The organism is Bradyrhizobium sp. Kon69, assembly GCF_055807515.1.
On the sequence record NZ_JBVVOS010000018.1, the window covers coordinates 120,220 to 132,745 of the forward strand.

Here is a 12,526-nt window from a genome sequence, read left to right on the forward strand (position 1 = left end):
ATTGGCTCGAAGTCGGGATCAGGCCGCCTGGATGACAGCCCAAACCAGACAACTTAAGCGTGTGCGACTAGCCAAGCGCGGCGCCATGGGACAGAATGACGGTCATTACCGGGCATAAGCTGAGATCATGACAGAGCCGCCGACCGCGCCGTTTGCGACCTTCGAATGGATGCTCTCAGCTCGCTATTTGCGGGCGCGCCGCAAAGATGGCTTTATCTCCGTCATCGCCGGATTTTCGTTTCTGGGCATCATGCTTGGCGTTGCCACGCTAATCATTGTCATGGCCGTCATGAACGGCTTTCGCAAAGAGCTTCTAGACAAGATCCTTGGTCTCAACGGTCACATTCTAGTCCAGCCGCTGGAAACTCCTCTGACCGACTGGAAGGATATGGCCGAGCGTCTCAGTCTAGTGCCAGGCATCCGCTTGGCCGCGCCTGTTGTCGACGGCACAGCGCTAGCATCGTCTTCCGGCGCGTCCGGAGTTCTGGTGCGTGGCATTCGCGCCGACGATCTTAGCAAGATCACCTCTATCGCCAACAACATCAAGCAAGGATCGATCGAAGGCTTTGACGAGAACCAGGGGGTCGCCATCGGGCAGCGCCTTGCCGATCAGCTCTCGCTCCATGCCGGTGACGCCATCACGCTCGTTGCGCAGCACGGCGCGGTCACCCCGATGGGGGTTATGCCGCGGATCAAGAAGTATAAAGTCAGAGCCATATTCGAGATCGGTATGTCTGAATATGATGCGAGCATGGTCTTCATGCCAATCGCAGAGGCTCAGTCGTACTTCAACCGCGACAAGGACGTGACTGCGGTCGAGATCTTTACAGCCGATCCCGCTCGCATCGATCAGTTTCGCAAGGCTGTGACGGAAGCAGCCGGGCGGCCAGTCTTCCTAGTGGACTGGCGGCAGCGGAACTCGACCTTCTTCAATGCGCTTCAGGTCGAGCGCAATGTGATGTTTCTGATTCTGACCATGATTGTGCTGGTAGCTGCGTTGAATATCGTATCTGGGCTAATCATGTTGGTGAAGGATAAGGGCAGCGACATAGCGATCCTCAGGACCATGGGTGCTTCACGAGGCTCGATCATGCGGATATTCCTGATTACGGGTGCTTCGATCGGCGTCGTGGGAACGTTGGTCGGGTTCGTCGTTGGGATTCTCGTCTGTCTTAATATCGATTCGATCCGACAGTTTCTATCCTGGCTGACCAGCGCCGACTTATTCCCGAGAGAACTCTATTTTCTGTCGAAGCTGCCTGCGGAGATTGATTTCGCGGAGACCAGCGCGGTCTTGATCATGGCGCTAACCCTGTCGCTTCTTGCAACCCTCTACCCATCGTGGCGCGCCGCCCGGCTCGATCCCGTGGAAGCGCTTAGGCGGTGAGATCGACAATTGTTCTGGTCCCCCTGAGGCAGAACCTAATTCCATCATGGCGTCGATCGCGCGTCTGCGAAGTGCGGATTGGCCCCCCTAAAGATATCAGGTCTGGGTGATTGGCTGATTGCGCCTGAGGGTACCGCGGATTGTCCCGAGATCGTCAGCTTCCGCGAATGGCTGCGTGCCCTGCCCGTCGGGAAGGCGCTCGCAAATCCCCGCCCTCGTCTGGTCGGCGTCAGACGATAGGCTCGACCGACAATCGATAGCCTCGCCGCGACGCCATTCACATGTCGTTGGCGGATATCGATAGCACCGGACATCATGGGTTCTGGAGAGCCGAAACCGTCGACCGCCTCCGCCGCGTCAGGTCGAAACCGATTCCGTTCCACGCCTCGCGTGCCAACCAGATTTTCCCTCAACACGACTGCCGCCCATGCACTCCACAAGATAGTCCACGAATACTCGGACGCGAGCAGGCATGTTCGGCCCGCCGACGAAGACGGCGTGGAAGATCTCCTTGTCACCAGGATTGAACGGTTCGAGAAGCGGGACCAGGCGCCCCTCCGCGATCGCGTCCCCGAGACTGAAATTGCCGACACGGGCGATGCCGACGCCGTCGAGCGCCAGCTGGCCCAGTGTCTCGCCACTGTTCGCCTCGATGGCGCCTCGCACCTTCAGGGCGAAGTCGACTCCCTCCCGGCGGAACGGCCAAACCGGCTCGGCCCGGCGAAAACTGAAATTCAGGCAATTGTGGTTGTAGAGGTCTTCCGGCGTTTCGGGCACGCCCCAGCGCGCCAGGTAGTCCGGCGAGGCGACGATGGTTCGGCCGTTCTCGCTGAGGCGCCGCGCCGTGAGCGCGCTGTCAGTCAGCGGACCGCCGCGAACCGCCACATCCGCCTGCCCCGCAGCGACGTCAACGACCCCGTCGCCAAGATTGATGTCGACCACGATGTTCGGATAGCGGCGCACGAACTCGCCAAGCAGAGGCACGATGCAAAGACGCCCGTGGGAGACCGCAGCGCTGACCCGGATGCGGCCGCGCGGCGAACCCTGGTCGGAGATCGCCTGCTCGGCTTCGTCGAGATCGGCGAGAATGCGGCGGGCCGCGCTGAGATAGGCGCGGCCTTCCGCGGTCGGCGTCAACGCGCGCGTCGTCCGCAACAGCAAGCGCACGCCGAGCCGCTGCTCGACCCGGTCCAGAGTGCGGCTCACGGCCGACGGCGTCAGTCCAAACGCGCGGCCCGCAGCCGAGAAGCTGCCGCCGTCGATGACCGCGCAGAACACTTCCAGTTCCCGGGCACGGTCCGCGGTATCTGCTGCCACCTTTGCGCTCCAGTCAAAAATGCTTGGCCTGCGTAGTAGCTAATCCCAACGATCTTCCTCGTCTAGCTTTGCGTCTACGAAAAAGGCCAACACAGGAGATCGCCCATGAACGTCCCCGACCAGTTTCGCCGGTTTGCCCTCACCGGAGCCGCGCTCGCCATCCTGGCCGGCACCGCCGCCGCGTCCGCGGCCGAGGGGCCCACGGATTTCCCGAATACCTTCCACACCGAAGAGGTCGCGACCAATGGCACCACCCTCCACGTCCGGGTCGGCGGGTCTGGACCGACGGTCGTGCTGCTGCATGGCTATGGCGAGACCGGAGACATGTGGGCGCCGCTCGCGACGAACCTTGCTCGCAATCACACGGTGATCGTGCCCGATCTGCGGGGCATGGGCCTTTCCGCCCGCGCCGAGGCCGGTTTCGAGAAGGTCAATCAAGCGGAAGACATCGTCGGCGTGATGAACACGCTGCAAGCACCGCGCGCTGACATCGTGGCGCACGACATCGGCAACATGGTCGCGTTCGCTCTGGCTTCACGGCACGCCGGGCGGGTGACGAAACTGGTGCTGATGGATGCGCCGGTGCCGGGCGTCGGGCCGTGGGAAGAAATCCTGAAGAACCCGTTGCTGTGGCACTTCCGGTTCGGCGGGCCGGATATGGAGCGCCTGGTGGCCGGCCGCGAGCGGATCTATCTCGACCGGTTCTGGAACGAGTTCTCGGCCAATCCGGCCAATTTCCCGGAGGCGTCCCGAGCCCACTACGCGCAGCTTTACGCCGCGCCGGGGCGCATGCACGCCGGCTTCCGCCAGTTCGCCGCCTTCGATCAGGACGCGATCGACAATCGCGCCTGGCTCTCGGCGCACGGCAAGCTGCTCATGCCGGTTCTCGCGATCGGGGGCGGTGCATCCTTCGGCCCGGCAATGGCGGCGGTGATGCAGGCCGGCGCGGTCGACGTGCAGGAGCGGGTCATCGGAGGCTCCGGGCACTGGCTGATGGAGGAGCAACCAGCGGCTACGTCGGCCGCGATCGAGGCCTTCCTCAACGAACGGCCCGTCGCCGCGGAGAACGGGCACCTGGGTCAGACCGCTCTGACGCTGGAGCAGACGCAGGCAATGCCGCAGTCCGGCGCAGGCGCCGGCACCTCCGGAGTTGCTGCTATCCGTACCGTGCTGCTCTCGGGCGACCCCGCCAAGGCCGGTCCGTATGTGCTCGAAATTCACGTGCCGCCGAACACCACGATCGCACCGCACACCCACCGCGACGACCGCTTCGCCACGGTGATCTCCGGCACCTGGTACTTCGGTTACGGCAGCAAGGTTTCCGACGCGCCGGTCAAGCCATTGACGGCAGGCGGCCTCTACACCGAGCCCGGCGGCGTTGCGCACTTCGCCTTCACACGCGCCGAGGGTGCGGTCGTCCGTCTGACCGGGATCGGCCCCAGCGACACGGGTTTCGTCCCCCCGCCCGCATCCCACTGACCTGCTCCAGAGCACTTCAAATCCAAAGGAAATTCCGATGACGTCCTTCCCCACCATCCGCGATCCCAAGACCGACCAGCTTTTGACCCCGCATAATGCGGCTTTGGTGATCATCGACCCGGCGCTGGACGCGCTACAGGAGGGTTTCGAAGTCTATCCGGTGGTCGACGCAGTGGGTGGCACCTCCCGCGAGGCGCACGACGCCGGCCTGCTGCGCCTGGTCCAAGCCGGTGCCCAGCCCACCAGCTGGGTGCAGCTGATCTGCGAACTGCAGCGGGACTGGAACCGCGCGGCAACAGTGACCGGCTTTTCGGAGATCCTGTTCGCGGTCGAAGGCCACTGATCATGATCATGGAGACCGTCGACGCTGCGATGATCGAGCGGACCAACGCATTGCAGAAGCCGCCGGTCATCTTCATCCATGGCCTGTGGTCGAAGCCCAGCTCGTGGGACCGATGGGCCGAAATGTTCGAGGCCGCCGGCTATGCTCCGTTGGCGCCCGGATGGCCGGCGGAGCTGGGCGGCGCCGCGGCACCGGAAACCATCGGCGAGGTCGCGGCGCATTTCGCCCGCATCGCCGGGGCGCTGGACCGCCGCCCGGCGCTGATCGGCCATTCGTTTGGCGGGCTGATCGCGCAGACCCTGGCCGGGCGCGGGCTTTCGGCTGCGACGGTGGCGATCGAACCGGCTCCGTTTCGCGGGTTGCTGGAGCTGCCCGTCTGGACCGAGGCTCCCGTCGACGTCGAGGCCGCCGGGCGTGGACCGCTGCTGACGATCTCCGGCGAGCGCGACCACACCGTGCCGCCATCGGTCACCCGCGCCGCCTACGAACGGCAGAATCGCAACAAGCACCCTGTTACCGAGTTCGTCCAACTTCCGCGACGCGACCGCTCGCTGCCCATAAACAGCGGCTGGCGGGAGGTGGCGCAGACGGCGCTGACATTCGTGAGACGCTTTCTATGCCTTCTATAGCGTTCAGTCGCTCGTGTTTGAGGGCAGCTCAACTGCCGCTTCTGGCCACGCAGCGGATGGCTCACCAACTTTTCCGCCTCGGTCGCCGCACTCCTTCCTAAAAATGTTCGCCCTCGGTCGACACCAACGCCGCCTGCCCCGCAATCTCATCCGCTCGCCAGCATCGCACCGCATGTCCGTCAGCACGCGCCTCCAGCCCCGGCCCGGGCTCGCGGCGACACACCGCCTCCGCATAACGGCAGCGCGGGCTGAACGCACATCCGTTCGGCGGATTGAGCGGATTGGGAAGGTCGCCGCCTGTCGTCGCCAGCGGTGCATGACGCAAGGGATCGGGGATGGCGGCGATCAGGGCCTGCGTATAGGGGTGCGCCGGCCGTTCAAAAATCTCGCGCCAGTGGCCGTTCTCGACGATGCGGCCGAGATACATCACGGCGACCTTGTCGCTCATGTGCTCGACGACGCCGAGATCGTGGCTGATCATGATGTAGGAGAGACCGAGGGTTTCCTTCAATTCCAGCAGCAGATTGATGATCTGGGCGCGAATGGAGACATCGAGCGCCGAGACCGGTTCGTCGCAGATGACGATTTTTGGATTGAGGATCAGCGCGCGCGCAATGCCGATGCGCTGGCGCTGGCCGCCGGAGAATTCATGCGGGTAGCGGTCGGCCTGTTCCGGCCGCAAGCCCACATGCCGCAGCATCTTCGCGACGCGGTCCTCGATCTCGCTCTTGGCCGTGACGCCATGCACGCGCAGGGGATCTTCCAGCGTGCGGCGAACGGTCTGGCGTGGATTGAGCGAGGCGTAGGGATCCTGGAACACGATCTGCACGATGCGGGCCAGCGCCTTCCGATCGCCGGATGGCCTGTTCGTCACGACCTGTCCGTCCAGCACGATGCGGCCGCGCGTCGGCGTCAAGAGGCCAAGGATCGACAATGCGACCGTGGACTTGCCGGAGCCGGACTCGCCGACGAGGCCGAGGCATTCGCCGCGCTTCAGGGTGAGATCGACGCCGTCGACGGCACGGAGCAGCCGACGGCCGCGCCCCAGCAGGCCGCCTCCGAGCGGAAAATGGACCGCGAGATCCCTGACGCTGAGAATCACGTCGTCGTCCGGCCGCGTCTCACCCAACCTGTCTTGCGGCTCATGCATGGTGGTGACACCTGACCAGACCGCCGGCGTCCAGCAAATTCGCTCCCGGCGCGGTGGTCCGGCAAATATCGGTCGCGTGCGCGCAACGCGGATTGAACCGGCATCCGTCGGGGAAATTGGTGATGGCCGGGACCACGCCCGCGATCTCCGTCAGCCGGCTGCGGCCAAGGGCTGCGCGACTGCCGAGCCGCGGCAGCGAGGCGACCAGGCCTCGCGTATAGGGGTGCGAAGGTGCCCGGAAGATGTCGGCCGAGCCGCGCTCCTCGACGATGCGGCCGGCATACATCACGGCCACGCGGCGACAGACATTGGCGACCAGCCCCAGATCGTGGCTGATCATCAGGATGGCAGTTCCCCGCTCGGCGCACAAATTCCGCATCAGCTCGATGATTTCGGCTTGCACGGTCACGTCGAGTGCCGTGGTCGGCTCGTCGGCGATCAGGAGATCCGGACCGCAGGCGAGCGCGATGGCGATCATCACGCGCTGACGCATGCCGCCGGACAGCTGGTGCGGGTAGTCCTTCACGCGCCGCTCCGGCGCGGGAACGCGGACGCTCGCCAGCGCCTGGACCGCCAGTCTGTCGGCTTCCCGCCAGCTCTTGCCCTTGTGCAGCACGAACATCTCGGCGATCTGCCGGCCCACCGGCGAGACCGGGTTCAGCGCCGTCATCGGCTCCTGGAAGATCATGGCGATGCGATTGCCGCGCAGCTCCCGTTGCCTGGCGGCTGAAAGGTGCTGGATCTCCCGCCCCTCGAACCGGATGACGCCGCCGCCGATCGACAAAGGCTGCCGCAACAGGCCGATCAAGGCCAGCGCGGTGATGCTCTTGCCGCAGCCGGATTCGCCGACGAGGCCGAAGGTCTCGCCGCGATCGATGCGGAATGAAATACCCTCGGCCGCCGCAACGCGTCGCGATCCGTCGTCGAGATCGATGCGCAAATCCTCGACTTCGATCAGCGGCGCGCCGGTCATGACCGCCGGCTCCGCGATTGCGGATCGAGAATGTCGCGCAAGCCGTCGCCGAGCAGATTGAGGCCGAGCACCGTCAGGAAGATGGCGAGGCCGGGAAATACCGAGAGCCACGGCGCCGTCGTGATCTGGTCGCGGGCATCCGACAACATGCTGCCCCAACTCGGAAACGGCGGGCGGACGCCGAGGCCGAGGAACGACAATGCGGCTTCCGACAGCACCGCGCTGCCCATGCCGAGCGTGCCGATGACGACGATCGGCCCCAGCATGTTCGGCAGCAGCTGCGTGATCATGATGCGCAGATCGCCGTAGCCGAGCACGGTCGCGGCCTGCACATAGCCCTGGCTCCTCAGCGACAGCGCCGAGGCCCGCGCGATCCGGCACGTGAAGGACCAGTTGGTCAACCCGAGTGCGATCAGAAGGCTGGTCAGGCCGGGACCGAGTACCGCCATGATGGCCAGCGCGAAGATCAGCGAGGGAATCGCGAGCATGAGATTGGTCAGGCCGTTGACGACATCGTCCCACCAGCCGCCCCAATAGCCGGCGCTGAGGCCCAGCGCCACGCCGATGACGCTGTTGATGAGCTGCGAGACGATGCCGACCGTCAGCGAAACCCGCGCGCCATAGACGACGCGAGAATAGATGTCGCGGCCCTGATCGTCGGTGCCGAACCACCAGGTCCAGCTCGGCGGCTCTTCCGCGTTGAGCAGATTGGCATCCAGGACAGGATCGGTATGCGCCAGCCAGGGCGCGAGCACGCCGACCAGGATCGCAAGCGCGAACAGCGCGCCACCGATGACGAGATTGGCGCGGAGCTTCATGCGTATCTGATCCTGGGATCGATCACGCCGTAGAGCACGTCGATCAGCAGATTGATCGCGAGAAAGGACAGCACCACGACGAGAATGGAGCCCTGGACGGCCGGAATGTCACGCTGCAGGACACTGTCGACCAGCAGCGAACCGATGCCCGGCCAGGAATACAGTTTCTCGACCACGACCGCCTGCCCCATCAGCGCGCCGAACTGCAGGCCGACGGTGGTGAGAATGATGACGAGCGCGTTGCGCATCACATGCCACTTCACGACCCGGGTCTCGCTCATGCCCTTGGAGCGCGCGGTGCGGACGAAATCCGCGGTCATGATCTCGAGGACGGCAGCGCGTGTCGTCCGCGCGAACAGCGCCATCGGTGAGACGCCGAGCGTCACGGCAGGCAGGATCAGATATTTCAATCCGCCATCACCATAGCCGAAACTCGGCAGCCAGCCGAGCTTCAACGCAAACAGATACATCAGCACCAGCCCGAGCCAGAATTTGGCAATCGAAAGTCCTGACACCGCCACGACCATCGCCAGCGTGTCGACGATGCCCCCCGGCTTCAGCGCGGCGATGAAACCCAGGGGAACACCGATCACGACGGAAAACGCCATGGCGGTGAAGATGAGCTGGAGCGTCGGCCATATCCGTTTGGCGATCATGAACGTCACAGGCTCGCGCGTCCGGAACGAGGTTCCGAAATCACCGGTTGCAAGCTTGGCGATGTAGGCGCCGAAGCGGATATAGACGGGATCGTCGAGGCCGAGCTGCTTCTTCATGCGCAGCTCGACCTGCGGATCGGCATCGTCGCTCATCGACGAGACGATGCTGCCGGGAACGACGCTGAACAGCACGAACACCAGAGCCACCACGGCGAGCACGGTCGGAATGGTCTGCAGCAGTCGTCGGAACAGGAAGGAGAGCATCGGCACTTTTCCTCTCTCCCTCCATCGTTCATGGCGACGGAGGGAGCGCGAGAGCGCGTGTCACTTCGCGGGCGAGGTCTCGTCGACCCAGAGTTCTTCGACGTTCTGATGGGTCAGTTCCGTCGCGTTCAGCTGAATTCCCTTGAGCCACGGCTGCACCGCCATGACCGCCTTGTTGTAGTTGAAGAACCAGACCGGCGCCTCTTCGTAGAGGAGCGCATTGGCCTTCTGCAGCAGCTGGGTACGCTTTGCAGCGTCATCGGACTGCCCGGCCTCGTCGATCAGCTTGTCGAACTCGGGATTCTTGAAGTTCATGTAGTTGCAGGCCGACTGCGGCGTCGCCGAATGGAAGCATTTGAGGGCGGCCTGCGGATCGGGTCCGGTCGCCTGCGAATAGACAAACGCCTGGTAGTCGCCGCTGCGGACCACCTCCGCCAGCACCGCGGTCTCGACCTGCTTGACCTTGGCCTTGATGCCCACCCTGTCCAGCATCGGGATCACGGCCGAGACGATCGGCAGACCCCAGCTCTCGTTCTGGCTGGTGGTCCATTCAAATTCGAAGCCTGAGGGATAGCCGGCGTCAGCGAGCAGCTGCTTGGCTTTGGCGGGATCGAAGGCGTAGGGCTTCAAGGCCTTGTCGTAGGCGGGAGAGGTCAGCGGCAGCCAGCTGGTGGCGCGATAGGCCTTGCCCTTGACCAGCTTGTTGATGATCAAATCGGTGTCGATCGCGTAGTTGATCGCCTGCCGGACGCGCTTGTCGGCGAACGGCTTGAACGCGGGATTCATCCCCATGTAGCGGGTGAAGACCTCGGCCACTTCGACGACGGTGCCCTTGAGGTCGGCGTCGTTCTGATAGGCGACATATTGCGCCGGTCCCAGCACCGAGGTGTCGATCTCCTTGTTGCGGAAGGCGACATCGCGGGCCGCTGCCTCGCCCATGACCGACACAATGATCTTGTCGGCGTAGGGCTTGCCGGGCTTGTAGAACCGGTCCCACCGCTCCAGAACGATGCGCGATCCCGGCACGTGCTCGACGAATTTGAACGGCCCAAGACCGATTGGCTTCTGGAGGAAGCTCTCCTTGGCGGCTTCGTCGGCGGGATAGATCGACGTGATCGCGTTCCAGAAGTAGAAGCCCGGATCGACTTTCTCGGTCAGCTTCATCTCGATCGTGAAGTCGTCGATTTTCTTCAGGCCGGAGATCTCCTTGGCCTGGCCCTTCTCGACCGCCGCCGCGCCCTCGATCACGCGGACATAGCGCGCGCCGGGATAAGCCTTGGTCCCGTCCATGATGCGGTTGTAGGTCCAGACGACGTCGTCGGCCGTCATCTTGCGGCCGTTGTGGAAATAGGCGTCGTCGCGCAGCTTGAAGGTGTGGACGAGACCTCCGCCCGAGATCACATCTTCCTTGGCGAGTTCCAGAACCGGTTTGCCTTCGGCGGAATTCCAAATGTAAAGCGACCGGTGCAGGGCCTTGGCGTAGATCTCGTCCTGGGCGCGCTGCGTGGTAAGAATGTCCAGGCTGGTGAAACTCGAGCCATAAGGCGCGGTCATGCGGATGGTTCCGCCCTTGCGCGGTGTCTGGGCCTCCGCCGTGGCGGCCAGTGCCAGCCCCAGACTCGCGACGATCGCCACTATCCTGAACATCATGGTCCCTCCGACAACGCAAGCCGTGCTCCGGTCCGAGAGTTGACCATCCACGGCAGGTCGAGCGCAAGCGCCTTGAAGGGGTTGACGTATGCGAGCGTCGCGCGCGGGTCCCGCCGATTTGCGAGGACGCCCGCTAGAACTCCGGCTGCCAGTCGCGTAATTTTCGCGCTGCAGAAGTAACGTCCGCAATGGTCGGAAACGCCCCCGTCTCCAGCATCATCGCGCGCGCCAGCCTCACCGCGCGTGCTTCGCTGATCGCGCGCCGGCGCGGATCCTCGATCAGCTCGAAGTCGATGTTGTGGGCGAGGCCGAAGATGCGGCGGATGGTTTTTGCCGCGGCGAAGCCGACCGTGTCCGCGAACAGCCGCTGCATGTAGGCCTGCCGCTCGGCCTCCAGCCGTGCCGCGCCTGACTCCCCGGCGAAGAGTGAGGCGGGATAGGCATCGCCTGCGGCGTCGGCGCGCCAGAGCTCGAGGAACTTTCGCGCAGAATCATTCCAGACCGTTTCCACCGTCTCCAGCACCCAGGCCTCGAACGCACGCCGTTCGCCCGGCACGCGCTCATGGCCGGCGGAGGCAAAATAGGCCATCAGCAGGTTGGCCAGCACGGCGCCGACGTCGAAACCCATCGGGCCGTAGAATGCGAATTCGGGGTCGATCAACCGCGTCTCACCGTCCGTGACCATGATCGAGCCGGTATGCAAGTCGCCATGGAGCAGCGCCTCGGGGCTTGCCATGAACTTCAGCTTCAGCCGGGAGATCGCGACGTGCAAGTCCATGTCATCGCGCAGCTCTGCGGCGAGCGCATCGAGATATGGCGCGGTCCAGCGGTTCTGCTCGGCGATGCGGTAGGGATCGGTGAAGATCAGATCCTCGGTGATCTTGCACAGCGCATGGTTGCCGGCGAAGGCTGCGATGCCCTGCTTCTTCTCGGCCGCCGACAGCGCGAGGTCGGAGGTGAAGAACAAGGTCCGCGCCATGAAGGTGGTGATGTCATCGACAAAGCGCGGAAATTGCGTCCCCGCAACCATCCCCTTGCGCATGATGATGTGGGGCTCGAGCAGCTCCATCACCGTCAGCGCCAGGGTCTCGTTGTGATGCAGCAGCGCCGGCACGAGGCCGGGCGCGAGCTCGGCCTGCCGCGACAAAGCGAGATATTCGTAATGAGCCCGGGACAGCGGCAGCGGCCAGCTCTCGCCGACGAGGCGGACATAGGGCAGCGCCTGCTTGACCGCGACGCCGCCACGGCCGCCCTTGACGATGAAAACGAGATTGAGATTGCCGTCGCCGACCTCGGTGATCGACCAGGAGGCCGGCTCGCCACCGAGGGTCGCAGCGATATCCGCAACGCCTGCGAGATAATCCCGCAAGTCGGCCACATGCAGAATCCGATAAGCCCCTGCCCGGTCTCCGGTCATGACGATCCCATCCCATTTTATTGAGCATGATCTTCCCGGAAAACCGCTTCACACTTTTCCGGATCATGCTCCCATATGGGCCGGATCGTTACTCCCGCTCCAGGAAGCTCGAGCCGATCTCGGCCTTTCTTTTGTTCGGATCGTAATCACAATAGACGCTGTCCGCCACCAGCGTGTAGCTGGCGCTGACGGTGTATTTGTCTGTTTTGACCGAGTTCAGGCCGATCACCGCGGTGCTCTTGCCGCCGTTCCACTTGAACGGCGTCGAGCTCTTGGCCTGCTCGCAGGCGATCACGGCCTCGTTGAAGACGTAGCCCTCGACGAACGCCTTCAGGGTGCGCACCTGCACGGCCATCTTCCACTCGAAATAGCCGATGGCACCGAGGCCGGCGACGATCAGCACCAGCAGCGCGACGAAGATCCGCTGAAAAGTCATTGGTCCC

General features: G+C 64.0%; 11 protein-coding genes and 2 pseudogenes. 5 read left to right on the plus strand and 8 right to left on the minus strand.

What is annotated here, in order from left to right; translation table 11 throughout:
• Window positions 1-127: 127 nt before the first annotated feature.
• Window positions 128-1,387 carry a lipoprotein-releasing ABC transporter permease subunit gene (locus AC0L3U_RS23695; protein WP_473363416.1) on the plus strand — a complete coding sequence of 420 codons (1,260 nt, stop codon included), beginning with the start codon at window positions 128-130 and terminating at the stop codon, window positions 1,385-1,387.
• A gap of 96 nt (window positions 1,388-1,483) precedes the next feature.
• A pseudogene (locus AC0L3U_RS23700) lies at window positions 1,484-1,627 on the plus strand (LysR family transcriptional regulator); the annotation flags it as partial.
• Between the two features lie 117 nt (window positions 1,628-1,744).
• On the opposite strand, the gene AC0L3U_RS23705 reads toward AC0L3U_RS23700, so the two are convergent.
• Window positions 1,745-2,704 carry a LysR family transcriptional regulator gene (locus tag AC0L3U_RS23705; protein ID WP_473363417.1) on the minus strand — a complete coding sequence of 320 codons (960 nt, stop codon included), beginning with the start codon at window positions 2,702-2,704 and terminating at the stop codon, window positions 1,745-1,747.
• A 105-nt stretch (window positions 2,705-2,809) separates the two neighbouring features.
• On the opposite strand from AC0L3U_RS23705, the pseudogene AC0L3U_RS23710 reads away from it, so the two are divergent.
• The 3 genes and pseudogenes from AC0L3U_RS23710 to AC0L3U_RS23720 all read left to right on the plus strand — a co-directional run.
• Window positions 2,810-3,748 (plus strand): annotated as a pseudogene (locus AC0L3U_RS23710) (alpha/beta fold hydrolase); the annotation flags it as partial.
• A 472-nt stretch (window positions 3,749-4,220) separates the two neighbouring features.
• Window positions 4,221-4,526 (plus strand): isochorismatase family protein, encoded by a 306-nt coding sequence (locus AC0L3U_RS23715; RefSeq protein WP_473289316.1) that lies wholly within the window; start codon window positions 4,221-4,223, stop codon window positions 4,524-4,526.
• A gap of 2 nt (window positions 4,527-4,528) precedes the next feature.
• Window positions 4,529-5,155 (plus strand): alpha/beta hydrolase, encoded by a 627-nt coding sequence (locus AC0L3U_RS23720; protein ID WP_473363418.1) that lies wholly within the window; start codon window positions 4,529-4,531, stop codon window positions 5,153-5,155.
• A gap of 97 nt (window positions 5,156-5,252) precedes the next feature.
• Here the strand turns inward: AC0L3U_RS23720 and AC0L3U_RS23725 are convergent, their stop codons facing one another.
• The 7 genes from AC0L3U_RS23725 to AC0L3U_RS23755 all read right to left on the minus strand — a co-directional run bounded on the left by AC0L3U_RS23725 (window position 5,253) and on the right by AC0L3U_RS23755 (window position 12,519).
• Window positions 5,253-6,305 (minus strand): ABC transporter ATP-binding protein, encoded by a 1,053-nt coding sequence (locus AC0L3U_RS23725; RefSeq protein ID WP_473363419.1) that lies wholly within the window; start codon window positions 6,303-6,305, stop codon window positions 5,253-5,255.
• Window positions 6,298-7,278, minus strand: coding sequence for an ABC transporter ATP-binding protein (locus tag AC0L3U_RS23730; protein WP_473363420.1), 981 nt, complete (start codon window positions 7,276-7,278; stop codon window positions 6,298-6,300). The genes AC0L3U_RS23725 and AC0L3U_RS23730 overlap by 8 nt, the downstream gene beginning before the upstream one ends.
• Window positions 7,275-8,096: an ABC transporter permease gene (locus tag AC0L3U_RS23735; RefSeq protein WP_473363421.1), complete on the minus strand. Its 822-nt coding sequence runs from the start codon at window positions 8,094-8,096 to the stop codon at window positions 7,275-7,277. The genes AC0L3U_RS23730 and AC0L3U_RS23735 overlap by 4 nt, the downstream gene beginning before the upstream one ends.
• Window positions 8,093-9,016: an ABC transporter permease gene (locus tag AC0L3U_RS23740; RefSeq protein ID WP_473363452.1), complete on the minus strand. Its 924-nt coding sequence runs from the start codon at window positions 9,014-9,016 to the stop codon at window positions 8,093-8,095. The genes AC0L3U_RS23735 and AC0L3U_RS23740 overlap by 4 nt, the downstream gene beginning before the upstream one ends.
• Window positions 9,017-9,076: 60 nt before the next feature.
• Window positions 9,077-10,666 (minus strand): ABC transporter substrate-binding protein, encoded by a 1,590-nt coding sequence (locus AC0L3U_RS23745; protein WP_473363422.1) that lies wholly within the window; start codon window positions 10,664-10,666, stop codon window positions 9,077-9,079.
• A gap of 133 nt (window positions 10,667-10,799) precedes the next feature.
• Window positions 10,800-12,083: an S-methyl-5-thioribose kinase gene (gene mtnK, locus AC0L3U_RS23750; protein ID WP_473363423.1), complete on the minus strand. Its 1,284-nt coding sequence runs from the start codon at window positions 12,081-12,083 to the stop codon at window positions 10,800-10,802.
• Between the two features lie 88 nt (window positions 12,084-12,171).
• Complete coding sequence (locus tag AC0L3U_RS23755) at window positions 12,172-12,519, minus strand: hypothetical protein (protein WP_473363424.1); 348 nt, start codon at window positions 12,517-12,519, stop codon at window positions 12,172-12,174.
• Window positions 12,520-12,526: the final 7 nt, after the last annotated feature.